General features: G+C 28.1%; 24 protein-coding genes and 2 other annotated features. Of the genes, 6 read left to right on the plus strand and 18 right to left on the minus strand.

Annotation, left to right across the window (positions count from 1 at the left end):
* Positions 1 to 5: 5 nt before the first annotated feature.
* The 5 genes from gatB to TVTCOM_RS12390 all read right to left on the minus strand — a co-directional run bounded on the left by gatB (position 6) and on the right by TVTCOM_RS12390 (position 5593).
* A complete protein-coding gene (gene gatB, locus TVTCOM_RS12370) occupies positions 6 to 1445 on the minus strand; it encodes an Asp-tRNA(Asn)/Glu-tRNA(Gln) amidotransferase subunit GatB (protein ID WP_434796581.1) in 1440 nt (479 codons plus the stop codon).
* A gap of 3 nt (positions 1446 to 1448) precedes the next feature.
* Positions 1449 to 2906, minus strand: a complete 1458-nt coding sequence (gatA, locus tag TVTCOM_RS12375; protein WP_434796582.1) for an Asp-tRNA(Asn)/Glu-tRNA(Gln) amidotransferase subunit GatA — start codon at positions 2904 to 2906, stop codon at positions 1449 to 1451.
* Positions 2907 to 2918: 12 nt separating this feature from the next.
* Positions 2919 to 3194, minus strand: coding sequence for an Asp-tRNA(Asn)/Glu-tRNA(Gln) amidotransferase subunit GatC (gatC, locus tag TVTCOM_RS12380; RefSeq protein WP_434796583.1), 276 nt, complete (start codon positions 3192 to 3194; stop codon positions 2919 to 2921).
* 33 nt (positions 3195 to 3227) lie between these two features.
* Positions 3228 to 4565, minus strand: coding sequence for an aspartate--tRNA(Asn) ligase (gene aspS / locus TVTCOM_RS12385; RefSeq protein WP_434796584.1), 1338 nt, complete (start codon positions 4563 to 4565; stop codon positions 3228 to 3230).
* Positions 4566 to 4623: 58 nt separating this feature from the next.
* Positions 4624 to 4870, minus strand: a binding site (T-box leader).
* A gap of 171 nt (positions 4871 to 5041) precedes the next feature.
* Positions 5042 to 5593: a rubredoxin-like domain-containing protein gene (locus TVTCOM_RS12390; protein WP_434796585.1), complete on the minus strand. Its 552-nt coding sequence runs from the start codon at positions 5591 to 5593 to the stop codon at positions 5042 to 5044.
* 205 nt (positions 5594 to 5798) lie between these two features.
* Between TVTCOM_RS12390 and TVTCOM_RS12395 the strand changes: the two genes are divergently transcribed.
* The 4 genes from TVTCOM_RS12395 (at position 5799) to TVTCOM_RS12410 (ending at position 8038) form a co-directional block, all read left to right on the plus strand.
* The gene (locus TVTCOM_RS12395) at positions 5799 to 6389 is read left to right on the plus strand and encodes a manganese efflux pump MntP (RefSeq protein ID WP_434796586.1); all 591 of its coding nucleotides are present in this window, start codon (positions 5799 to 5801) and stop codon (positions 6387 to 6389) included.
* Between the two features lie 92 nt (positions 6390 to 6481).
* A complete protein-coding gene (locus TVTCOM_RS12400; RefSeq protein ID WP_434796587.1) occupies positions 6482 to 7165 on the plus strand; it encodes a transposase in 684 nt (227 codons plus the stop codon).
* 203 nt (positions 7166 to 7368) lie between these two features.
* A complete protein-coding gene (locus TVTCOM_RS12405; RefSeq protein WP_434799741.1) occupies positions 7369 to 7539 on the plus strand; it encodes an IS3 family transposase in 171 nt (56 codons plus the stop codon).
* Positions 7540 to 7615: 76 nt separating this feature from the next.
* Positions 7616 to 8038 (plus strand): transposase, encoded by a 423-nt coding sequence (locus TVTCOM_RS12410; RefSeq protein ID WP_434796588.1) that lies wholly within the window; start codon positions 7616 to 7618, stop codon positions 8036 to 8038.
* A gap of 76 nt (positions 8039 to 8114) precedes the next feature.
* On the opposite strand, the gene vanT is transcribed toward TVTCOM_RS12410, so the two are convergent.
* The 3 genes from vanT to TVTCOM_RS12425 all read right to left on the minus strand — a co-directional run bounded on the left by vanT (position 8115) and on the right by TVTCOM_RS12425 (position 11488).
* The gene (gene vanT / locus TVTCOM_RS12415) at positions 8115 to 9287 is read right to left on the minus strand and encodes a serine racemase VanT catalytic subunit (protein ID WP_434796589.1); all 1173 of its coding nucleotides are present in this window, start codon (positions 9285 to 9287) and stop codon (positions 8115 to 8117) included.
* A 200-nt stretch (positions 9288 to 9487) separates the two neighbouring features.
* The gene (locus TVTCOM_RS12420; protein WP_434796590.1) at positions 9488 to 9826 is read right to left on the minus strand and encodes a hypothetical protein; all 339 of its coding nucleotides are present in this window, start codon (positions 9824 to 9826) and stop codon (positions 9488 to 9490) included.
* Between the two features lie 669 nt (positions 9827 to 10495).
* A complete protein-coding gene (locus TVTCOM_RS12425) occupies positions 10496 to 11488 on the minus strand; it encodes a hypothetical protein (protein WP_434796591.1) in 993 nt (330 codons plus the stop codon).
* Between the two features lie 189 nt (positions 11489 to 11677).
* On the opposite strand from TVTCOM_RS12425, the gene TVTCOM_RS12430 reads away from it, so the two are divergent.
* Together TVTCOM_RS12430 and TVTCOM_RS12435 are read left to right on the plus strand one after the other, a co-directional pair.
* The gene (locus TVTCOM_RS12430) at positions 11678 to 12751 is read left to right on the plus strand and encodes a 4Fe-4S dicluster domain-containing protein (protein ID WP_434796592.1); all 1074 of its coding nucleotides are present in this window, start codon (positions 11678 to 11680) and stop codon (positions 12749 to 12751) included.
* A gap of 121 nt (positions 12752 to 12872) precedes the next feature.
* On the plus strand, positions 12873 to 14105 hold the full coding sequence (locus tag TVTCOM_RS12435; protein ID WP_434796184.1) for an IS256 family transposase: 1233 nt from the start codon (positions 12873 to 12875) through the stop codon (positions 14103 to 14105).
* Positions 14106 to 14365: 260 nt separating this feature from the next.
* Here TVTCOM_RS12435 and TVTCOM_RS12440 read toward each other — a convergent pair whose 3' ends face one another.
* The 10 genes from TVTCOM_RS12440 to TVTCOM_RS12485 all read right to left on the minus strand — a co-directional run bounded on the left by TVTCOM_RS12440 (position 14366) and on the right by TVTCOM_RS12485 (position 26174).
* Positions 14366 to 14917 (minus strand): tryptophan transporter, encoded by a 552-nt coding sequence (locus tag TVTCOM_RS12440; protein ID WP_434796593.1) that lies wholly within the window; start codon positions 14915 to 14917, stop codon positions 14366 to 14368.
* A 135-nt stretch (positions 14918 to 15052) separates the two neighbouring features.
* Positions 15053 to 15297, minus strand: a binding site (T-box leader).
* A gap of 69 nt (positions 15298 to 15366) precedes the next feature.
* Positions 15367 to 16464, minus strand: coding sequence for a Nif3-like dinuclear metal center hexameric protein (locus TVTCOM_RS12445; protein WP_434796594.1), 1098 nt, complete (start codon positions 16462 to 16464; stop codon positions 15367 to 15369).
* Between the two features lie 15 nt (positions 16465 to 16479).
* Entirely contained in the window at positions 16480 to 17166 is a 687-nt protein-coding gene (locus TVTCOM_RS12450; protein ID WP_434796595.1) for a tRNA (adenine(22)-N(1))-methyltransferase, read from the minus strand.
* A gap of 124 nt (positions 17167 to 17290) precedes the next feature.
* A complete protein-coding gene (gene rpoD, locus TVTCOM_RS12455) occupies positions 17291 to 18451 on the minus strand; it encodes an RNA polymerase sigma factor RpoD (protein WP_434796596.1) in 1161 nt (386 codons plus the stop codon).
* A gap of 21 nt (positions 18452 to 18472) precedes the next feature.
* Positions 18473 to 20290, minus strand: coding sequence for a DNA primase (gene dnaG / locus TVTCOM_RS12460; protein ID WP_434796597.1), 1818 nt, complete (start codon positions 20288 to 20290; stop codon positions 18473 to 18475).
* 483 nt (positions 20291 to 20773) lie between these two features.
* Entirely contained in the window at positions 20774 to 22462 is a 1689-nt protein-coding gene (locus tag TVTCOM_RS12465) for a hypothetical protein (RefSeq protein WP_434796598.1), read from the minus strand.
* A 198-nt stretch (positions 22463 to 22660) separates the two neighbouring features.
* The gene (locus TVTCOM_RS12470; RefSeq protein WP_434796599.1) at positions 22661 to 22939 is read right to left on the minus strand and encodes a hypothetical protein; all 279 of its coding nucleotides are present in this window, start codon (positions 22937 to 22939) and stop codon (positions 22661 to 22663) included.
* Between the two features lie 311 nt (positions 22940 to 23250).
* The gene (gene ltrA, locus TVTCOM_RS12475; protein ID WP_228110198.1) at positions 23251 to 24672 is read right to left on the minus strand and encodes a group II intron reverse transcriptase/maturase; all 1422 of its coding nucleotides are present in this window, start codon (positions 24670 to 24672) and stop codon (positions 23251 to 23253) included.
* Between the two features lie 435 nt (positions 24673 to 25107).
* Positions 25108 to 25431: a hypothetical protein gene (locus TVTCOM_RS12480; protein WP_434796600.1), complete on the minus strand. Its 324-nt coding sequence runs from the start codon at positions 25429 to 25431 to the stop codon at positions 25108 to 25110.
* 44 nt (positions 25432 to 25475) lie between these two features.
* The gene (locus tag TVTCOM_RS12485) at positions 25476 to 26174 is read right to left on the minus strand and encodes a polysaccharide deacetylase family protein (RefSeq protein WP_434796601.1); all 699 of its coding nucleotides are present in this window, start codon (positions 26172 to 26174) and stop codon (positions 25476 to 25478) included.
* Between the last annotated feature and the right edge of the window lie 17 nt (positions 26175 to 26191).

A 26191-nucleotide genomic window follows, 5' to 3' on the forward strand; every position in this document is an offset into this window, starting at 1 on the left:
TAAATTTAAATGTTTTTAAGTTTTTCTTCTATCATTTGTTTTGCTACTGGAGGATTTACTTTTCCTTTTGAAGCTTTCATCACTTGTCCCATTAAAAATCCTACTGATTGAGTTTTTCCTGCTTTAAAATCTTCTATTGATTTAGGATTATTATTTAAAACTTCATCAACAAGTTTTTCTATTTCATTAGAAGAGCTAATTTGAGATAATCCCTTTTCATTAATAATTTCTAAAGCAGGTTTATCACTTTCAAACATTTCTTTGAATACTTCTTTTCCTGCCGTATTACTTATTTTACCTTCTTCAATTATCTTAAATAATTCTACTAAATTTTCAGGTGAAATTTTGATATCTTCTGCTTCCATATTATTTACATTTAATAAACGAAGTAAATCTCCCAAGATATAATTTGAAGCTGTTTTAGGATTCGCTCCTTCATTTACAACTTCTTCATAGAACTTAGCTAACGCCTTACTTCCTATTATTATAGAAGCATCTTTTTCACTTAATCCAAACTCTTTTACAAATCTAGCTCTTTTTTCTATTGGCATTTCAGGCAATGATCTTTCTAAGCTTTCCACTTTATTATCAGGTATTATTATAGGTGTTAAGTCTGGTTCTGGGAAATATCTGTAATCATGAGCTTCTTCTTTAGAACGCATTGGTAAAGTTTTACCCTTTCCAGCATCCCATCTTCTAGTTTCTTGTTTTATTTTATATTCTTCACCATATTGATATAGTTCTTTTTGTCTTTTTTCTTCTTTTTCCAAAGCCTTTTGAACTTCTCTAAAGGAGTTTATGTTTTTTATTTCTACTTTTGTGCCATATTCTTCTTGTCCATAAGGTCTTACAGATATATTAGCATCACATCTTATAGATCCTTGTTCCATACGACAATCTGATATTTCAGCATATTCAAGTATTCCTTTTAACTCTCTCATAAATTCTGCTGCTTCACCTGGAGATCTTAAGTCTGGCTCAGTAACAATTTCTACTAAAGGTACGCCTGCCCTATTGTAATCTATAAGGGATACTGGCTCATCTTCTAAATGGATAAGTTTTCCTGCATCTTCTTCTATATGTATTCTGTTAATTCTAACAGATACTTCTTTTCCTTCGTAAGTAAAATCTACTTCACCATTTACGCACATTGGTAAATCATATTGTGATGTTTGATAATTTTTAGTTAGGTCTGGATAAAAGTAGTTTTTTCTATCCATTTTATTATAATTATTTATGCTGCAATTTATAGCTCTTCCAGCTTTTATTGCTAAATTAATAACTTCTTCATTTAGTACTGGTAGCGTTCCTGGTATTCCAAGGCATATTGGGCATGTATTTTCATTTGGTTTAGCCCCAAATTCAGTAGAGCAAGAACAAAATATTTTTGTATTTGTTTTTAGTTCTGCATGTATCTCTAAACCTATAACAGTCTCAAGTAACATTGATTACACCTCTCTTTCAAAGCTAAGATTTAGTTTTTTCTCTAGTGCATAAGCAACTTTGTATATTTTATCTTCAGTAAATACATCTCCAATTAATTGAAGTCCTATAGGTAGACCTTCTTTGCTTTTTCCTCCTGGCATAGATAAAGCTGGAACTGTAGCCAAGTTAATATTTATAGTATAAATATCTGCTAAATACATAGCTGTAGGGTCTTCACATCTTTCTCCTATTTTAAAAGGAAGTATAGGAGATACTGGTCCCATAATAATATCGTATTCTTTGAAGGCTTCCTTAAAATCTTGTTTTAATTTTGCTCTAAATTTTTGCGCTTTATTATAGTAAGCATCATAATATCCTGAAGATAGAGCATAAGTGCCAAGCATGATTCTTCTTTTTACTTCTTTACCAAATCCTTCACTTCTGCTTTTTTCAACTAAGTCTTCCACAGAATTATAATCTTTAGTTCTATATCCATATCTTATAGAGTCAAATCTAGCTAAGTTAGCGCTGGCTTCTGCTGAAGAAATTATATAATAAGGAGCTAATCCATCTTTTGTAGAAGACAGAGAAAATTCTTCTACTTGAGCTCCAAGTTCTCTTAGAATTTCTATATCTTTTAGCATGGCTTCTTTTATTTCTTCATTTAATCCTTCTTCTTCAATAAACTCTATAGGGATACCTATTTTCATTCCTTTTATTCCAGAGTCAATTCCTAAGGTATAATCTTTTCTCTCAAGGTTTTTAGTAGTAGTTCCATCTAAATCATCTTCTCCTGCTAATACATTTAATAAGTATGCATTATCTTCAACAGTCATGGACAATGGTCCTACTTGATCAAGAGATGAACCAAAAGCAATTAAACCAAATCTAGATACTAATCCATAAGTTGGCTTCATTCCAACTATGCCACAAAATGATGCTGGCTGTCTAATAGATCCACCTGTATCTGAACCTAAGGCAAGTGGAACCATATTAGATCCTACTGCTGCTGCAGATCCTCCAGAAGATCCTCCTGGAACTCTAGATATATCTATTGGATTTTTTGTAATCTTAAAAGCAGAGTTTTCTGTAGAAGACCCCATAGCAAATTCATCTAAATTAGTTTTCCCTATTAATATGGCATCTTCTTCTTGCAGTCTTTTTATAACTGTTGCATCATAAGGAGGAATAAAATCTTCTAACATCTTAGATGCACAAGTTGTAGCTATTCCACTTGTACAAAGATTATCTTTTATTGCAATGGGAATTCCAGCTAGTTTTCCTACTTTTTCCCCTTTAGCAATTTTTTCATCTATTTCTTTAGCCTTTTTCAACGCTTTTTCTTCTTGAAGTGATATAAATGCATTTATATATTCTTCTTTTTCTTTTATATTTTTAATATAATAAGTTAGTATTTCTTCACAAGAAACTTCTTTATTTTGTATTTTATCAACTAATTCTTTTATTCTATATTCTTTCATTCAGTTATCCTCCTACTCAATAATTTTAGGAACTTCTATAGAAGTTTCTCTCATTTTCTTGGAATTTCTATATAAATCACCTATATCACATTTTTTACATATGTCTTTTCTAACTACTGCGACTTTTGGTCTTTCAATTTTCACATCTTCAAGATTGAGTTTATCTAAAGTTTTAAATTGCTCTAAAATATTTTCAAATTCACCTGCAAATACTTCAGCTTCTTCTTCACTAAATTTAAGTTTTGATAGCTTTGCAATGTATTTAACATCCTCTTTCGTAATTGCCATTTCTTTCACCCTCTCTTTTATATATCAAATTATTTATGGAATTAATCTCTTCATATCTCTTGGAATAAGAGTAGCCTCTCTAATATTTGTAAGTTTTAATATTTTCATAGTAAGTCTTTCTAGACCTATGGCAAATCCTCCATGTGGTGGCATACCATATTTAAATGTTTCTAAATAGAAATCAAAGTCATCTGGATTTAGCCCAAATTTAATTATATTCTCTTTTAACTTTTCATAATCATTAATTCTTTGACCTCCAGTAGTTATTTCCAAACCATCATATATCAAATCAAAGCTCTTAGTTAATTCTTTATCTTGATCATCTGGCATTGTATACATTGGTCTTTTACTAACAGGGTATTTTGTTAAAAATACAAAATCACAGTTGTATTTTTCTTTAGCATATTTAGAAATTAGTACTTCACCTTCTGCATCTATATTTCCAATTGGAGATTTCTTATTATATTTATCTAGCAATATTTCATGAGCTTCTTGTAAAGTTATTCTTGGAATAAATACTTCATTAGGCAAATCTATTTTATACATGTCAAGTTCTTTTTTACAAACTTTATTTAAATGATTGAATAAATAATTTATAAAACCTTCTTCTAAGTTCATTAATTCAAATTCATCTTTGATAAATCCCATTTCCACATCTAAACTAACATATTCATTTAAATGTCTCCATGTATTATGAAGTTCGGCTCTATAGGCATGACCTATTTCAAAGACCCTTTCGAAACCGGCTCCTACCATCATTTGTTTATAAAACTGAGGTGATTGTGCTAAGAAAGATCTTCTATCAAAGTAATTTACTGTAAACATTTCAGATCCTCCTTCTGTTGATGAATCAATAATTTTCGCTGTATGAATTTGTTCAAAATTTCTTTCTTTTAGATAATCTCTAAAAGCAGCTTCTATTTCGCTTTGTACTTTAAATATTGCTCTTATCTCAGGTCTTCTAAGAGAAATAGTTCTATGATCTATTTGAGTTTCCAAAGCTGCTTTATTTCTAAAACTGTTAATTTCAAATGGAAGCTTGTCATAGTAAGTATTACCTAAAATCTTAATATCTTCAACTAATACCTCTATTTTTTCAGGTACTTTTTCATTACTACATACGTTTCCCACAACTTCTATAGCATTTTCTAATCTCAAATCTTTAATTTGCTCTTTTTCACATACTAATTGAATTATTCCCGACTTATCTCTCAGCCTTATAAATACTACATGACTTAGATCAGTAATTTTATGCACCCAACCTCGAAGTAACACTTTTTGACCTTCGCAATCATTTAATTCATTTATAAATATTCTTTCCAAACCTTCTTCTTTCCCATTATTAACAAATGATCTTTCTAACTGTGCCATTTTATTCAATCCTTCCTTTTATTATTTTTATACATTAAAAAACGCCCCTATACAAAAGTATAGGGACGTGATATTTACGCGGTACCACCCTAGTTGACTATTTTTAGCCCACCTTAATTACGTACAGAATAATATTCGATACGCTTCCTAGATAACGGTAGGATTCCGTTTAGGCCTACTCTTTAACATAAATTTCGGCTAACCACTCCAAAGTGTTCTTCAACTAAATTATCATACAAAGCTTCCACCGTCCTTTGCTCGCTATAAATCAACATATAGTTTACTCTCTTTTTCATCGTATTTTTCTATATATTTTTAATATTGTAAATATTGTAAATTAATTTACAAATAAATGCAATAACTTTTTATTATCTTTCTAATTATTTTATTAATATTTCACTTTATATAATAATAGTTATTATTAACTTTTCAAAAGTATTATATTCAATAAGTACAAATATGTTCGTATATTTTTATTATTCTACAAAATATTCATTTAATAAACTAAAAAACTCTTTTTCATGTTTAGTTTCATCTTTACACATTTCATTTAGTACATTATAAATAGTATCTAAACCAAGTTCTTTAGCTTTTTTAGCTAATTTTAATTTACTTTGTATTGCTTCATATTCATCTTCTATAATTAATTTTAGGTTTTCCTCTGTCCAAGGTTTAACTACTTCTCCTAGAAGCTCTGCTAAAATGGATGCATGTTCAGCTTCTTCGTAAGCTATTTTTTTACAAATTTCTCCTGCTTTTATGTATCCCTCTTTCGTAGCAATTTTACTCATAGCTAGATACATACCTACTTCTAAGCATTCTCTAGAAAAAATGGTCCTCAAATCACAAATCATATTGTTATCTGCTTCTTTTGCTATTCCTATATTTTCTCCAAAATCAAATATCTTTTGTTCTTCTTTTATGTTAATTTCTTCAAATTTCTCATGAGGTGAATTACAAATAGGACAAGTTCTTGGTTTTTCATTTTCTATAATATATCCACATACTAGACAACTCCATCTATTCATTCATATTTCCTTCCTAATATTTCCTCGAAATTATTTCATACTTATATTATGAATATATTTACATTTTTTTATTCTTCCTGAATTTATTTATGTTTTATAATAATTTTCAATTTTTATTTAAGAATAATAAGTGTTTATATTAAATATATTGTAAGTAATAAGAATTATTAATAATGGTTTGATTATTACCAAGGAGGACATATTTATGGGACTTTTAACAATATTATTAACTGGATTTGCTTTAGCCATGGATGCTTTTGCTGTTTCAGTAACAAAGGGTATGACCCTTAGAAAAATTACATCTTTTATATCTTTTAAAATTGCTTTTTTCTTTGGATTATTTCAAGGATTAATGCCCTTTATTGGATGGTTCATAGGCATAAGGTTTCAATTATATATAAAAGCTGTAGATCATTGGATTGCCTTATTTCTATTATCTTTCATTGGTCTTAAAATGATATTTGAAGCCTATGAAGATAGCAAAAACCCCGAAATAACTGTAACCTGTGATGATGATCTAGATAATATAGAATTAATAATTTTATCCATTGCTACTAGTATAGATGCTCTTGCCGTTGGAATTAGCTTTGCTTTTTTAAATATACATATTATACCACTTTGCTTAAGCATAGGAATAATTACTTTTGTCTTATGTTTTTTAGGCGTTTTGATTGGCAAACTCTTAGGTCCGGTATTTAAAAACTACTCTCAAATTGTAGGTGGTATAATATTAATACTTATAGGTATTAATATTTTAAATGAACATACTAATTTTATTTATAGAATGTTAAATTAAATTATATACTAAAAAACTGTAGATATTGATATGCTCCCTTTATAGTAGACAGGTAAAATAATAAAACTGTCACTATGAAGGGAGCATATTTTATGGGAAGAAAACCAAAGGTATCATACGAATTAAAAATAATAAATGTAGAGAAATATATAAAAGGAGAAAAAAGTGCATCAGAATTAGCTAGTAAATTAGGTGTAGCATGTGAAACTTTTAGAGAATGGGTTCGTAAATATAATGATAATGGAGCCGAAGGCTTAAGAGGTAGTTCTAAAAATGTCTACTATTCTCCAGAACTTAAATATTCAGCTGTTAATGACTATTTTGCTGGTAAAGGATCATTATTTGATATATGTAGTAAATATAATATTTCGTCACATAGTATACTTTATGGCTGGATTTTAAAGTATAATAAGAGTCATAATGAATGGAGATATCCTAACACTAAGGAGAATAAAATTATGGCTAAAGGTAGAAAAACAACATATAAGGAAAGAATTGAAATTGTAGCGTTTTGCATTGAAAATAATGATAATTACCAATTAACTTCAGATAAATATAAAGTTTCATATCAACAAGTTTACACTTGGGTTAGAAAATATAAAGAAAATGGATATGAGTCCCTTAAAGATAATAGGGGAAAAAGAAAAAATATAAATCAAATGAGCGAGGCTGAAAAATTAAACGCTCAGATAAGATTACTAGAAGGAAAGAATAAACAATTAGAAATGGAAAACAACTTTTTAAAAAAATTGGAGGAAGTAGAAAGTAGGGGATAAAAAATAGTTTCACAAAACCAACCATATATATTGCAATTAAAGAACTACATAATGAAGGTTATCCAATATTAGTACTATGCCAATTTGCAGGTATCTCAAGGGCTTCATATTATAAATGGTTAAACAGAAAAGAAACTAAAAGAGATACTGAAAATAAAGTTATAGAGCGTGAAATAATCAAAGTATATGAAGATGTTGAAGGTATTTATGGATATAGACGTATAACGATGAATATTAATAGGAATTTAGATAAGAGATATAATCATAAGCGAATTTATAGACTAATGAAATGTCTTAATTTGAAATCAGTAATTCGCAAAAAAGAAAGAATTATGTTAAAACTACCCCTCAAATTACAGCTGAGAATATATTAAATAGAGATTTTAGCGCATCTACGCCTAATAAAAAGTGGTTAACTGATGTAACTGAATTTAAGGTACAAAGGCTTATTTGAGTGCAATAATAGATTTATATGATAATAGTATAGTTTCATATGTTGTAGGACATTCAAATAATAATAAGTTAGTATTTGATACGTTTGATATAGCAGTTGAAAATAATCCTACTGCTAGTCCTATATTCCATAGTGAGCGCGGCTACCAATATACAAGTAAAAACTTCAAGGTAAAAATTGATAAAATATCTGCTACGCAAAGTATGTCTCGTGTAGGTAGATGTATAGATAATGGACCAATAGAAGGATTTTGGGGAATTATTAAATCTGAAATGTATTACTTAAAGAAATTTCATAACTTTGAAGAATTAAAATTAGCAATAGATAAATATATAGAATTTTATAATAAAAGAAGATTGCAAAAAAGATTAAAAGGCCTGACTCCGATAGAATATCGAGAGCAGACCTTAGCTGCTTAGTTTTTATTTTTTGCACTGTCTACTTGACAGGGTGCAGTTCATATTATAATATCTACAGTTTTTTAGTATATTCTAATTAATAATGATACACTCTTTCCACTCTATTTCCTATACAACTTAAGGTTTCATTTGTTATTGTCCCACTTAGTCTACTTAATTGATTTACCGGTAAGTAAAACTCTCCATCTTGACCAAATAGAGTTACAATATCTCCTTCTTTAACATCATCAATATCAGTCACATCTACCATTGTTTGATCCATACAAACATTACCTACTATTGTTCCATACTGACCATTTATTAAAACTTTAAAATCTTTTTTAGATACCGCTCTAGAAAATCCATCTGCATATCCAATAGTAATAGTCGCTATTTTCATTGGCTTTGATGTAGTAAAATTATTACCGTAACCTATATTCTCACCAGAATCTACTTCTTTTACCATTGCCACTCTGCATCTTAATGACATTGTTGGTTTTAATTGTTCCTTTTCAGGCAATTTACTTAATATAGTATCACATGGATCACAAGGTACACCATATAATATAATACCTGGTCTAGCTAAGTCTCTATGTATTTCTCTATAAGATGCTATGCCATAAGAATTTTGCAAATGAACTTTCCCTAAATTTAACTTTTCACTTTCTAGTTCATCAATTATATAATCAAAATTTTCAATTTGTTTTCTTGTAAATAATATGTCTTCTTCTGCCTCACTATCAGCTCTACATAAGTGGGAGAATATACCCATAATCTTAATATTACTCAAATTAAATATTGACTTAATATCCTCTAAATTATCTCTATTTTCACCTATTCTATTCATACCAGTATTAAGTGCAACATGACATTTAACTGTTCCTGGGAATTCGCTTAAATTTTTAGCATATTCACTATTTACTAAAGTCTGCGTTAAATTATATTTTATTAATTCTTCTTTTTGACAAACAGGTGTATATCCTAAAACTATTATTTCACCTTTAATATTTCCTTCTCTCAATTCTATTGCTTCACTAATACATGCTACCGCAAGATATTTTATACCAATACTTTCAAAATAACTAGCTACTTCTACTGCACCATGTCCATAAGCATTAGCTTTTACTACTCCTATGATTTCACAATTTTCATCTAACATATTTGAAATCACATCTATATTATGTTTAAAATTAGTTAAATTGATTTCTGCAAAAGCTCTTAATTTAGAAGTATCAATTTCATCTCTTCTATTATAAATCTTTGCCACCATTGTACTATCCCCCTAATCTACTCTTAAGTAAAAAAATCATATTATTTCATATAGAAGTTCTATCTTAATTATATCATATTTTTTGATCGTTAATAATATTCAATCAAATTCGTTTAAAAAATAAGCCATAAAAATGGCTTATTCTCATTATTACCCATCATACTCATTTATATTGTGAGATTTTTTTCTTCTTTTACCCTTTATTCTTCCTTTATTTCAGAACAAATAGGACATTCCTCTCTTTTTAGTCTTCTAGAATTAAATTTCTCTACTACTTTTTCCAACTCTTCTTTTTCTTCCTCTTCTTGTCTTATAAATTCATCTTCATAAAACTTCATGTTTTCTTTGTCTTTAAAAATTTCTTCTATTTCATCTTCATAATATCTTGCTAGTCTTTTATCTTCAATCATTCCTAGTAACTTTCTTGCACCTATATATGCTCCTGCCCCTACTCCAGCTGTTACTGCACCAAATATTATGGCTTTTCCAAGATTTTTGTTCAAATGTCTGTAGTGTTCAATACATTCAATACTTTTCATATTAAATTCTCCTTCCTTAAAAGGTTATTATATATAAATAGTATTTGTATTTATCTTATAAAAAAATTATAAATTTTAATATTAATATTTGTAATTACTATGTAAGTTTCAATAATTTGACATTATATATCAGATAATTCCATTACTACTCTTCTTAACATATTATCATATATTTATTATTATTAAATCTATATTTGTTTCAAATTTAGTTGAATCAATAAAATTATTAATCAGTCTTATTAATCTATCACAATTTCTTTTTATTGATAGGTTATATTCATGTGATAAATTTCCCTTCTTATTTTTTAGCAATAAATAACAATTAATTTAAATTATATTAATTATGAATGTTTATATATAAAAAAGCTAAACTAATGATTAGTTTAGCTCGGATTTGTTAGAATTATCTAAGGAAGTGGCTTCACTGTTATCTACCCAAAAGGATTTACATTATACTCTTGAATGAGCTTAAATTTTACCGTTCATAGAAAGCTCCTTTGAAGAGTTTCACGTGTTAGTTTGAGATATTACCACTACCACTTCCTTAATATAATTGTATTTATATGTATATGATTTTGTTCATAATTTTTGATAAATAATAATATTTTATTTTCTTTTTCATAGTTATATTTTATTTATTTCTATCATATATTATTAATTACTATAATTTTATTGTGATTCCTTATTTTCTTCTGATTCTTTATTATGTATACATTTTTCAGGATTAATGTAAATTACTTCCCATTGATTATCCTTATTTTTCTTGTAATCAGCTATCTTTTTATCTACTCCATTAGTTAGTTCATAAAAAAGTACATAATATTCATTATCTTCTTTGTCTTTATAATATGCTCTTTTTATATATCCATCTTCGTTAACAATTACATCTCCATCTATCAATGAACACCAATTTCCATATTCTATTTCCACAAAAGTTTTAGCATCATATGCCCATCCATGATATGGAGCACAAAGATAATTTTCACTACTATAATCCATTTTAACTATTTTATAACCATCATTTTCTTTATCTAAATATATATACCCATAGTAATATGCAAATAATCCTTTATTTTCTGTTGATCCTTCTATAATTTCTAATTCTACAAAATATTTTAATAAGTCTGGATTATCTTCATCTGCTGGAACATTATTTACTTTAATTAAATTTATATGTAGTATATTTTTAAAGGAATCTAAAAACTCCTTGTATGATAGTTCTCGTTGATAAGATTTTGATAAAAAATTATATGCTACTGGATATGGCGCTTTAAGCTCTCCTATTGATCCACAACCTGTTTTATTATCTTCCATTGGGTTTGCAGCTTCTCTAAGTACATTAAAATAGTTTACTACCGTATCCTTTCCCGATCTAAATGGTTTTGATGGCAAATCCATTTTGTAGGGATTTTTATTATAGAATTCCTTTAAAATATTAAGATTATCATCATTTAGTATCGCCATATCCGACGGTCTGAAAAATCGTTCTAAGTCGTAGGACTCTTCTTTGCTATCAATCACCTCTAAATCTTCATCTATAACAGATTCATCAACTAAATTTCCACCTAGTATATATTTATTTTCATCCTCTGTTGCATCTATTCTTAGTGTCGTCATCATTATCATTATTAAACATAATAGTAAATATTTTAGATTTTTCATTTTTAATCTCCTTTCTAAAAATAAATAAGATCTTATTTATATCTTTTACATTTTTTTCTAAAATACACTAAAAATGTTTTTAAATTTATAGAAAAATTTAATATTTATATTTCCATTTATTTTTTTAATGACTTTTATATTTCGATAATCTACAATAATTACTGTAACATAAGATAAAATCAAAAGGGGATGATTTCATTGGAAAGAGTTGATGAAAGAGATACTATGTTCGCAAGAGCTCATTATAAAAAAGATAGTACAGTTTATAAAGACTATTATGCTAAAAATCCAGAAAAAAAGGACATTGATGATAGTTTTAGAACTAGGCCAGAATTATTAGAAGAAGGTACCACTACGTACAATAAACTTAATTCACCTATTGCAGGAAGTGCCTTTGCTTTTTTAAGAGATATTAAAGATTTATGTGAAGGAGAAGTATCTCCTAACAAAATAGACGGAAATAGCAAAACTTTTACGAAAAAAGTAAAAGGAATTGCTTCTTTATATGGTGCTTGTATGGTTGGAATAACTAAATTAGAAGAAAAACATATTTATACACATAGAGGTAGATATGAAGAAAACTATGGAGAAGAAGTTAATCTTAATCATAAATTTGCTATAGCATTTGCTTGTGAAATGGATTTAGATATGGTTAATAGAGCTCCTATGATTTCCGAAGTTATTGCAACATCTAAAAGTTATGTTGATGTAGCCGTAATAGGCATGATAATCTCATATTATATTAGAAGTTTGGGGTATGAAGCAAGAAATCATGTTGATGCAAATTATCTTGTTATGCCTGCTCTTGTAGCAGAAGATGCAGGACTAGGTCAAATAGGTAGAAACTCTATTCTTACAAATAAGGACTATGGATCAAGATTTAAATTAGGAGTAGTAACTACAAATTTACCCCTTGATATTGATGGAAAAGTAGATTTTGGATTAGAGGATTTTTGTAAGGTATGTAAAAAATGTGCTCTTACGTGTCCTACTCAGTCGTTATCAAGAGAAAATAAAACTGATAAAGATAATAAGTATAATTGGACTGTAGATGTGGAAACTTGTTATGAAAAGTGGAAATACTTAGGCACTGACTGTGGTATGTGCATATCAGTATGCCCTTTTAGTCAAAATCTTGAAAGTGTTAAAAAATATAGTTCATTTAAGAAAAATGGAGCTGCTATACAAGATGTCTTAGATGAATATAAAAGAAAATTTGGAACTAGAGTATTCGTTCCAGGAAATCCTTCTTGGTTAAGATAAAACTTTCACTTTGGGAGTGTAGATAGGTTTGTGTAAAAACAAACTTACCTACACTTTTTTAGTATTTAAAATTGGTAAGTTTGGAATAATATTCATATTAAAATTTATGGAGGTTTGTAAAATGAAAGATATAATTATTCCAGATATTGATTATCAAGCAGAGGTGAAAAAATGTAAGACAATGGAAGACATCGTTGGAAAAAATGGATTGATGCAAAAACTATTCAAGGATGTAATGCAACAACTTTTAGAGGCTGAAATGGAAGAACATCTAGGTAGAGAGAAATATGAAAGATCTGATAATAATGATACAAATTATCGAAATGGATATAGTTCAAAGACAATAAGTAGTAGTTTTGGTGATATTGGATTAGATGTTCCAAGAGATAGAAAATCAGAATTTGAACCGAAGGTTGTTAAGAAATATGAAACAGTATGTAATGAATTAGATAAAAAGATAATAGGTCTTTATGCTTGTGGAATGAGTGTGAGAGATATTCAATCTGAAATGGAAGAGCTATATGGTATAGATGTATCACCTTCAATGATTTCTAAGATAACAGATAAGGTTGTTGAGGCTGCCGCCGAATGGCAAAGTAGAACACTTGATGAAATTTATCCTATAGTATATATGGATGCTATGCATTTTAAAGTAAGAGATGATAATAAAATAGTATCTAAAGCTGCATACATTTGTATGGCCTTAGATATGAAAGGAAAAAAAGATATATTAGGTATTTGGATAGGTGAATCTGAAGGGGCAAAGTTCTGGCTATCAGTATGTAATGATTTAAAAAATAGAGGTTTAAATGATATATTAATAGCTTGCATGGATGGTTTAAAAGGCCTTCCAGAAGCAATAAAAACTGTATATCCAGATGTGAATATACAAACTTGCATAGTACATCAAATTAGAAATTCATTAAAATATATAGCATCAAAAGATCAAAAGGAATTTATGAAAGATTTAAAGAATGTGTATAGAGCATTCAATGAAGAAACTGCGCTTGCAAATTTAGATATTTTAAAAGATAAATGGTATAACAAGTATTCAGTTGTAATAGATTCTTGGTATAATAATTGGCCTAATTTAGCAACGTTTTTCGATTTTTCTGAAGATATTAGAAGAATCATATATACTACAAACTCACTAGAAGGTTTTAATAGACAGCTAAGAAAATATACAAAGGTTAGAACTGTATTTCCTACAGATGAGTCACTAAGAAAATCTCTGTATCTTTCTACTATGAAAATCATAGAAAAATGGACATCTCCAAATCAAAATTGGGCTACCACTTTAGCGCAGCTAACAATTAGATTTGAAGATAGAATTCCTAAAAAATATACAATCTAAAATTTTTTTGAAAATGGTAAATTTAGTGTATATTGTCCTAAATTAGACACATAATAAAAATGTATAAAATACCATTATTAGTATTCCAATCAAATAAAAAAATATTACTGGAATAAGTAATTTCCAGTAATATCAATTAATAAATAAGTCTATTTACACAAATCTATAGACATTCTCTTCACTTTCACTCCTATACATCTGTTGCTTAAAATTTACTATCCCCTCTAATTGTATAGAGGGGATAATTTTTATTTATTTTTCTAATTTTGAAAGCTTACCCTCTTCATTGTAACATGAATTACTTTAAATACAATTGCACCTACTATTAAGTTAATTCCTATAGCTGGAAGCACAACTGCTACAAATAACATACTTAAATTCATATTTCCAGGAAGCCCTACTAAAATTTGAGCTGATGTTAAAAATATAAATCCACTTATAGCAGTTCCAATAGACATTAATATATTAGAAACTATAAAATCTTGACTTCTATCAGCTAATTTTTTCATAAAAGGAGCTTTATACATAGCTATCATGATAATAAAACTTATATTTGTAGTAAGAAACTTATCAATAACATTAGGTACTTGACCTCCAGGGAAAGAACTTGTCATTCCTGCAAAGATTCCTGCAATTATTCCACATACCAAACAAGTCTTGTAATCGTCTTTATTTATAATCATAATTGTAAATAGCATTATTAAAGTCATATCAGGCTTTACCCCAAATATAGCAGGTTCTATCTGGTGTAAAACTAACCCAATTCCTAAAAGTACAGCATTTAAAACTAATTTTTTTGTATTCATTTTCATTATAATATCCTCCAAAATATTTTTTAATCATATTTAAATAAATTAATTCCTCTTTTAACCTCTTAAGAGTTTTAGTTCATACCAAGATTTTCACCTACCTTTCTTTTTTGACAATAAAAAAACTCCGTCCTATATAAATAGGACGAAGTTATACTCCGCGTTGCCACCTAATTTGTGTATTATAAATACACCTCTCAGTATTGGTACTATCATACCTCATTTGCTATAACGTGCAAACCACGGTAAAGTCTACTTTCATAAAGATTTCGATTTACTCCTCAAAGGCCCATTCATCAAATTTCTTCTTGTCAAGATTCCACCATTCTCAACTCTCTATTTTGAACCTAAATTTGATTACTATCCCTTGTCAAAGGATTTAATTTATTATTAATAATATAGTATGTAATTAATTTAATTTTGTCAACTAATTTTTTTAATATTTTTATTTATTAAATTATTTTAAATGGGTTTAAATTTATTTCACTTCTTATAATTTCAATACTTTCAATATTATCTAAAAATCTTTTCATTACATCCTTAAATATATCTTCTGTATCAAAATGACCACAGTCCACTATACACATGTCCATATCCAAGGCATCTTGCGCTTCATGATATTTCACATCTCCTGTAATTATTACATCACAATTTTTAGATTTTGCTAGTCCTATCATGTCAGAGCCTGCTCCAGTTACAACTGCAACCTTTTTTATTTTTCTATTAAGATCTCCTACAACTCTTATATGATCCATATTTAATTTTAATTTAATTTTTTCGCATAAACTTTGTAAATCTATTTCATTTTTTAGGGTAGTATATCTTCCAAGGCCTACAGATTTTCCTCTATTTTCTAATTTATAAATATCATATGCAACCTCTTCATAAGGATGAGCTTTAATCATTTTTGATATTGTCTTTTGTAATATACTACTTGGAACTATAGTTTCAATTTTAACTTCTTTAACCTCCTCCATCTTTCCTTTTTTACCTATAAACGGATTTGAATTATCTTCTGGTCTAAATGTTACTATTCCGGGACTATTGAATGTACAATTGCTATAATTACCTATATATCCTGCTCCACTTTCTCCTAAAGCTTCTCTAACTATTATTTCATGAGTCATAGGTGTATAAACTGCAAGTTTATATAAAGTTTCGCTATTTGTCACATCAAGTATTTTATAATTTTCAAATTCCATAACTTCCATAAAGTAATCATTAAGACCATCAAAAGCTATATCAAAATTTGTATGCATAGAATATAAAGCTATATCATTTTTTATTAACTTATGTATAAGTCTTCCCTTCAAATCTTTTGTGTTAATTTTGTTCATTTTTCTGAAAATAAAAGGATGGTGAGTAACGATTAAGTCCACATTTTTTTCCATTGCTTCTTTAATTACTTTTTCATTTGCTTCAAGTGAAATTAAAACTTTTTTTATTTCACTATCAAAATCTCCCACTAACAATCCTACATTATCCCAATCATAAGCTAAGTTAAGAGGATATTTATTCTCAATTTTTCTAATTAAATCATTTAACTTCATTTTATCAACCCCTTGCTAAATTAAATTTTTTAATTTTTCTATTCTTTCCTTTGCTAAATTTCTTTTAGATATAACTGATTCAGTATCTTTATCACCTAATTTATTTATAATATTATTATATTTTTTTATTTTATTATCAATGAATTCTGTTATTAATTCATCTTTATTTTCTATTAATTTTTTTCCTACCTCATAATATATATTATCTTCAACTAATGTATTTTTCCCAGTATATTTTGCTACTATTATTTCATAAAGCCTAAAATCTTCTTTTTCTAAACATTCATCTAAAATTTCATATCCGTTGTTTAATAAATATTCTCTTAACTCTTCTTGAGCTTGCATAGGTTGTAAAATTAGCTTTTCTACGCTATGAGCTACTTCTTTATTAGCTTCAAGCAGTTCACCTATTAATATTCCGCCCATTCCTGCAATTATTACTTCGTCTATTTCACCTTTTTTTAATACTTCTATTCCAGATCCAAGTCTTAAATCTACCTTATCTTCTAATTTATTTCTTTTTACTTCACTTCTTGCATTTTCTAAAGGTCCTTTATTAATATCAGCTAAAATGGCAAAGTCTATTTTATTTTCATTTAAAAGATATACAGGTATATACCCATGATCCGTTCCTATATCAGCTAATCTTTTGTTTTCACTTACTAAAGATGCTATTTTTAATAATCTATTCGTTAATTTCACTTTATTTCTTCCTTTCATATTCACTTTTTACATTATCTTATTATATGTATTAACAATTTATTTAAATTTTATTTCCACATAATTAAAAATTCGCCAAGGTTGGCGAATTTTTATTTTATCTATATTAATCTAAATAGTCTCTAAGTTTTTTTGATCTACTTGGGTGTCTTAATTTTCTTAAAGCTTTTGCTTCTATCTGTCTTATTCTTTCACGTGTAACATCAAACTCTTTACCAACTTCTTCAAGTGTTCTAGCTCTTCCATCTTCAAGACCAAATCTTAATTTTAATACTTTTTGTTCTCTTTCATTTAATGAACCTAGAACTTCTTCTATTTGATCTTTAAGTAGAGAGTATGCAGCTGCTTCTGCTGGAGCTAGAGCATCTTCATCTGGTATAAAGTCTCCTAAGTGTGAATCTTCTTCTTCACCAATTGGAGTTTCTAAAGATACTGGATCTTGAGCTATTTTCATTATTTCTCTTACTTTTTCCTCTGACATTTCCATTTCTTTAGCTATTTCTTCTGGTTTAGGATCTCTTCCTAATTCTTGTAATAATTGTCTTGAAACTCTTATTAATTTATTTATTGTTTCTACCATGTGCACTGGTATTCTTATAGTTCTTGCTTGGTCTGCTATGGCACGAGTAATTGCTTGTCTAATCCACCATGTTGCGTAAGTTGAAAATTTAAATCCTCTAACATAGTCAAACTTTTCAACAGCTTTTATTAAGCCTAGATTTCCTTCTTGTATTAAATCTAAGAATAACATACCTCTACCAACATATCTTTTTGCTATACTTACAACTAATCTTAAGTTGGCTTCAACTAATCTTTGTTTAGCTATTTCATCTCCTTCTAGCATTCTTTTTGCTAGTTCAACTTCTTCATGAGGTTTAAGCAAAGGAATTTTACCTATTTCCTTTAAATACATTCTTACTGGGTCATCTATACTTATACCCTTCGGAAGAGATAAATCTAGTTTATCCATTTCGATGTCATCTTCTTTTTTAATTTTTTCATCAACATCGTCATCTATGTTTTCCATATCTAAAGTTAAGTCGTCATCATCTGCAGAAAAATCAATTGTAACTTTTTCTGTTTTAGTCTCTAATATTTCAATTCCTAAATTGCCTAAAGTTTCATAAAGATTTTCAACCTTATCTTTATCTAATTCTGTATCTGAAAAGGCTCCCATTATTTCATCTAATGTAAGAGATCCTTGTTTTTTACCTTTTTCAATAAGACTTTTCGCTGCTAATCTATTCGCTTCTCTGTTATTTGCCACACTCAAACCTCCTTTCGTGAATTATAAGCTTTTTAAGCTTTTTTGTATATCTAATATTTTTAAAGTTATATTCATAATTTCTAATTCTACCTCTTTCATGGTGTCTTTATCTATTCTATTGTCACTTAAGCTTAATTCTAAATTTTTCTGCTTTTGAAGTAATTCATCAATTTCTTTGTGAAGCTTATTTCTTTTCACATTTTTAATTATTTCATCAACATTTTTAGAATTATAAGTGCTTATACTATTTAATGATATATTATCCAAATCCTTCAAATATTCTTCAGATATGTTTAAACTTTTAATTTTGTCAATAGTTATTTTGTCCAATTCTTTATTTTTAATTATTAGATTAAAAATTTCTTTGCTATCATTAATCAAGAAATCATTCTCACTAATTTTTAACAATGCAATAAGACGAAGTTCTTTATTTTCCATTAATAGTTTAATAAAGGTTTCTTCTACGAATTTTTCACCGTTTTCGATATTTTTAATCTTTTCTATTGGTTTTTGTTCAGTTTTTTCAAATTTTTTATAATTTTTTTTACTTTTATTAAAACTTTTCCCAAAAACTTCTTCTTTCATTGCATCCAAACTAATATTAAATTCTTTGCTTACATACTTAATATAATAGTCTTTTTCCACAGGAGATGATAAGCTCTTAATTATTAATGCTACTTCTTTTGCAAATTTTATTAAATGTTCATCCTTATTAAAATCAAATTTTCTTTTTAAGATATTGATTTGAAATACAATATGAGAAACTGAATTTTCTATAGCTTTTAAGAAGCCTTCTTTTTTGTACTTTTTAATAAAGTCATCTGGATCTTTACAATCTTTTAAGTTTAAGATTTTAACATTTATATTTTGTCCTCTTAATATTTCTATAGCTCTAAGAGTTGCTTTTACTCCCGCAGCATCTGAATCATATGATATTATTGCAGTAGATGCATATCTTTTGATTAATTTGCCTTGTTCATTCGTTAAGGCCGTTCCAAGTGTTGCTACTACATTTTCAATTTCATGTTCATACAATGATATTAAATCCATATATCCTTCTACCAATATTAAGGTATCATTGTTTATATTTTTTTTTGCATAGTTTAATCCATATAAGTTAAATCTTTTATTAAAGAGTAAAGAATCAGGTGAGTTAAGATATTTAGGCAAAGAGTCATCAAGTACTCTTCCACCAAACCCTATAACATTTCCTCTATAATCAAATATAGGAAACATTACTCTATTTCTAAATCTGTCGTAATATTTATTATCATTTTCTTTATGCGTAACTAGCCCACTTTTAACTAAATCATTTTTTTCATAACCTATTGATAATAAATAGTCCATCAGACTACTCCAAGAATTTAGCGAATATCCTAGCCCAAATTTTTTTATTATTTTATCACTTAGACCTCTTCTTCTTAAGTAATCATACCCTGCATTTTTAGAATTAATCAAATTTGCAAAGTAAAATCTTGCTGCTTTTAGATGAATATCTTGTATAAGTTTAATACTTTCAATTTTTGCCTTATCTGCTTCACTTAAATTTGTATTAAATTCTATTCCATTTTTTTCCGCTAATAATTTTACAGCTTCTATAAAATCTAAGTTTTCTATTTTCATAACAAAATTTATTACATCTCCACCTTCTCCACAACCAAAACACTTATAAATTTGTTTTTTCTGATTTACATGAAAGGAACCTGTTTTTTCATTATGAAATGGACATAGACCACTATAATTACTTCCTGAATTTTTTAAGTTTATGTACTGAGATATTACATTTACAATATCACATCTGTTTTTAACTTCATCTATTAAATCTCTCATATTATTCATATTATCACCCTCTGGTGTATTATTCGTAACATTTCTATTTTACATTAAATTTTTCATTTGTCAAATACTATTATACATAATTCGACTTTTTTTGTTAATACCCTTCTTTTTTTTATTACTTTTTATAACTTTTTTCAAGAGTAAATATTTTTATTTTTATATGCCAATTTCTTTCATTTGTCGAATTTCACTATAAAATATGTTTTTTTCAAATATTACTATTAATACTTAATATAGTTTATATTTATTTAAAATAAATTTACATTCTTTCTCCTTGACAATTTCTATTATCTTAATGTTCGATATTTATAGTATTAAAATAAATCTAAAAATTATGTGATTTTATTAAAAATAAAAGCATTTGACTTTCAATCAAATGCTTTTATTTTTAATATTCACATTTAAAGTGAATAATTTTAAAATTCATTTAAATCCTCCTTAAAATACAAATACATATATGCACCTATTAATCTGGGTTCTATTTTATTCTTCTGAAATTACAATTTGTGGCCTAATTAAGTAATTATCCTTTTGCTCTAAAATTTGAGAATTTACAATATACTCTGGACCATTACTTGTATTAAAGGAAAAATAATTTTCCCCTATATTAACTTCATCCATTATATAAGTTGGTGCATATCTAATGATTATTCTAGTGATACAAGATGGTGGACAATGTAGGGTATCTTTAAATCCTATTTCATACCTTTCAGGAGATACTGCTAGTCCTTCACAAATTTCATCTACATCAATAGATTTTAATGGTTTATTTTTTTCATATATTTCTTTGCATTTATCTTTATTAATTTTTTGTCTTTCTACAATTTGAAAATTAGCTAAATGTATGTGTAAACATACATCATCATCACATAAGTTTATAAATTCCCATAAAAAAGTTGCACCTACTTTCATGATAATATCTGGAGGGTTTAGGTATGTCTCATTGTTTATAAAATATCCGTCTTTACATTCTCCCCTTTTTCGTTCATAAAGAAAGGTTGAAATTTTATTAGTGTTAATTTTCATAGGGGGATATTTTATAAAATTTATAGGTATATGATACTCTATTCTTCTACTAATATTTGTAATTGTAAATGACATAATATCTTGACATTCATCTAAAGAGAATAAATTTTTCATTATAATCTTATCATTTTCTTTATATTTAGAAAAATCTATAAGTAAGTCAATTCTTTCTCCTGGATATAATACAAAATATAACAATTCTTGAAGTTTATCAATATATCCACCATCATTACCGATTTGTATCATATTACTATTATCAGATAAAGCTATTTTATACGGTCTACTATTAGAACTATTAATTATATTAACTCTATATAATTGGTTTTTTACATTTAAATTAGGCCATACTTTTCCATTAACTAAAATAGTATCACCATAAAATTTTTCTTTCCAATAAGGATGGTTTGAATTAGTTTTTTCATCATCATAAAGAAGAGAACCATCTTCATAAAAGGACTTATCCTGAATGATTAAAGGAATATGATACTCATCCTTTGGCAAATCATACTTTTCGTCTTTTATAAAATATAACCCACATAATCCTGAGTAGACTGAATACCTTGATACTCCGGGACTTTGTTCATAGTACCAAAGCATAGCACTTCTTTGCTCATTTGTATATTTATAATAATTAGTAGAATAAGTCGGCCCCTTAATCCCTGTTGCTGTATACCAAGCTTTAGGATGGCCATCGTAAATCGGAGGGGCACACATTCCATGAACATGCATTACTAAAGTAGGTGGCCACTGGCCTTCTTTAGAATCATCCTCTAAATTATTCGGTGCTATATTATTAGGATTAGGCCAAGCCAGTGTCTTATCAATTTTAAACATGTATTCTCCTAATATTTTATTATTCCATTGTATGTTTGTATTAACATTTCTATCCACTTCAAATGTAGGTCCTGGTGAATGCTTTACATATTTAATATTCTTACTTTTTTCATCTTTACAAAGTCCTCCAAAACCCCATACCTTCGTTTTATTAAAGCCTTCTGGTAACATTTGTTGATAAAATTCACAGGCATCTACGCTATAATGATAATTTATTTTATCTTCACTTTTATAAAAAGATGGTACAAAAACAGGTAATTTATCTAGTTTATTTTTGAATTTAGGAATAAAGGATGGATTTAATTTTTTCATAAATATATTAACTTTCACCTACCTTTTAATGTTATCTCTAAAAGAATTATTCTAATTAAATATATGTTTTATATTTTTTTTAATTCCTAATAAGACATAAGAAAAACTCTCATGAAAGTATTCATTTACTATCATGAGAGTACCTATTAGTTACTATAAAAATTGAATAAAATTTTCTATTGCTTAAATCACTTTGTATTATTTACATTTACAACATTTATTTTTCTTACACCAATTATTATTACAAGTATTTTTCTTATGACAAGTCTTGTCTTCAAAACAAATTTTAATTTTAATTGTGTTTTTCTTGTCTAAGCAGCAGCACTCTCTTTCATAACAACAATTATGATTACTATCACATATATATTCAAAACAGTATCCACATTGACATTTATAAATAAATTTACAGCATCCATTGTATTTTTTGAAATAAATCATCTTGCAATGACATCCACATTTACAACAACGTCTGCGCATACACGATCCTCCATTACAATGTTTATTATGATCTTCTTCATAATGACATCTCTTTTCATAGTGGCAATTTTCTTTATAACTTTTATCTTTACAGTAACATTCATACTTTTCTTGACCCATATATTTCACCTCTCACTAAGGATTGTTTTTTAATTTATCCTTGATATACTATATGTTATTTTTGAAAAATTTGTTCCATTATGTAAAATAAATAATTATATTTGGATATAAAATCGAGTAGGAGCTAAATAATTATTTTATTTAGCGTCCTCTCACACCACCGTGCGTACCGTTCGGTACACGGCGGTTCATTAAGTTCCATGCACTTTTAAATATCTCTTGGAAATACTCATATATCCTATTTCTTCTAGGTATTTATTTGTAAGTGTTTTTGATAGGATTGGGCTACCGGATATTCTCCAGTAGCCTTTTCTTGTATTTGAATATTGGTAGGCCTTATATTTATCCATTCCAAGTTTAACAAGATTCTTACACTTCGTCCTTGGTAATTTCCATTGTTTCCAGATACATGCTCTAAGTCTTCGCCTAATCCATTTTTCAATATTTTGTATATTGCCTTTAGCTTTCGCTATGCCAAAGTAATTAATCCAACCTATCATAAGTTGATTAAGTTTCAACATTCTCCATCCCATATCTATTCCTTTATTTCTATTTGTAATTTCTATTACTTTAGATTTTAGTTTATTATATGAGCTTTCATGTATCCTTATTTGGGCGCCGCCCTTTGTAAAATAGAATGAAAATCCTAGAAATTTTCTGCGACTAACTAAGTCAACGGCACTTTTCTTTTCATTTATTTTAAGTTTTAATTCATTTTCAATTAATTTCTTAATACTGTTTAAAACTCTTAACCCTGCTTTTCTACTTTTAACGTAGATATTACAGTCATCTGCGAATCTACAGAATTTATGACCTCTTCTTTCTAATTCTTTATCAACCTCATCAAGCATTATATTTGATAGAAGCGGACTTAATGGTCCTCCTTGGGGAGTTCCTTCTTCATTTGATACGATAACTCCATTTAACATTATTCCACTTTTAAGATATTTCCTTATTAAGTCTAATACTCTTTTATCTTTAATTTGTCTTGATAATCTATCAATTAAAATGTCATGATTTACTTTATCAAAGAATTTCTCTAAATCCATATCTACTACCCATTTATATCCTTCATTTATATATTCTAAGGATTTCTTTATTGCTTGATGCTGACTTCTGTTTGGTCTAAAACCATAACTACTATTAGAGAAAATTGGTTCATATACAAATGTCAACGCTTGTGCTATTGCTTGTTGTATCATTCTATCTACTACTGTTGGAATTCCAAGCATCCTAGTCCCACCGTTAGGTTTAGGTATTTCTACCCTTCTAACAGGTGATGGCTTGTATGTTCCATCTAATAATTTAGATTTCATTGTAGTCCAGTGCTTTTTGCAATAGTCGTGAAGTTCATCAGTCTTTATTCCATCAACACCGTGACTACCTTTATTCTTGATTACTCGTTGCATAGCACGATACATATTATCTTTTGCTAAGATTTTATCGAGTAAATTATTAGTAGATATTTTTGCACGGTTCTCTATTTCTACCTTCGGTAATACCGAAGCTACGCTATGCACTCCATGTTTATTTCCAGTTTCCAACTTTACTTCCACACGGTAGCCTGAATATTCAGTTGTCTGCACTTTATCCACGTTCTTCAATTTATCCAAAGTTGAAAACCTCCTTAATGTTCAGTCCTTCCTATTGATTGCGCAGTCAATAGTACTATGACGTCTGCTGACTTCTGATAGTTCAATTACATATCACTATGTAGGTTATCATCTAGGAAGTTCATCCTCTATTAATGATATATCTATCAGACCTCCCCAGGTAAGAGCAACAACCTTCATCTCATATATCTGCTACATTTACTATTAGAAATTTTGGATAGTGTTGGACTTTGTCTTGTTACGCAAACTCGTCCGTTTCCAATAGCCTCATATGTAGTTCGTGTTCCTCAGACCAAGACTTTGCCGTAGGCTTCCTTCAGATTCCACCTCACGATGGACACCCTTGCCATTAGCTAGCGGTTCCCACTATCAAGCCCGCAACGGACTTTCACCGTCAAGTTGTTGCCCATGCTGGGCACACGTAAAAAAAAGGAGCTAAATGCTCCTTTTAAATATTTTCACTGTATTTTTATGATAATTGGGTATATTTAGTTTTTCTTTTCTATATTTAATTAGTTCTTTTATTTTTGAAATATAAGCAGTATCTTGGCTTAATCTAATAAGACTCCTAAGGTAGTATGAATCAGTACTTCTTGGTACTTTTTTTCTTATAACTAAGTCAATGGCAGTTTTGGCACTTTCAAAACACCTAAGGTGAGTATGTCCATCTTTAAATGTTTTTTTCGTATTATAAGCAATATAACCATTTTTTACTTGAAAAATGATAAACTCTTTTTTTTCATACACTTTATTATACATTTAACCAAATCCTTTTAGTTATTGTAATACTATCTCATTGAATTTTATTTATCAATTAATTCTGATACAGTAACAAATTTGTATCCTTTTTTCATCATTTCAGGTATTATCGTATCTAATGCTTTTACCGTGTTCTCTGTTCCATAATCATGAAGCAAAATTATGTCTCCATTTTGAGCTTTGTTTATTATAATATCAGAAATTTGTGATGAAGGTGGATTTTTCCAATCTTTAGCATCTATAGTAGTCCAAAGTATTATTTTGTATCCACATTCCTTTGCAATTTCGCCTAATTTTTTTTCACTATAACTTCCATATGGAGGTCTAAATAAAGTGGGGTTCTTTCCTGTTAATTTTACTAATGTATCTTCACATTCTTTTATTTCTCTTTTTATATCTTCACTACTTAAATTGCTAATATCAGGATGTGAAAAGGTATGATTACCTATTTCATGTCCTTCTTTAGCTGCTCTTATTAAAGGATGACTATACCAATTAGCATGCTTCCCTACCACAAAAAAGGTTCCTTTAACTTTGTACTTATCTAGTACATCTAAAATTTCGTGTGTTTCTTTTGGATGTGGTCCATCATCAAAGGTTAATGCTATTATTTTTTCTTCTCGCGAACCATTTTTGAAAAATATGTCGTTGTTTTCTACCAATGAAGATACACCTTGATAGTTGAGAATTATAATAAACAATGTTATCATAAACAATAAAATTCTTTTAACTTTAGATGTCATTATAATCTTACGTCCTT

The sequence above is a fragment of the Terrisporobacter vanillatitrophus genome (assembly GCF_051148895.1).
Taxonomy (GTDB): Bacteria; Bacillota; Clostridia; order Peptostreptococcales; family Peptostreptococcaceae; genus Terrisporobacter; species Terrisporobacter vanillatitrophus.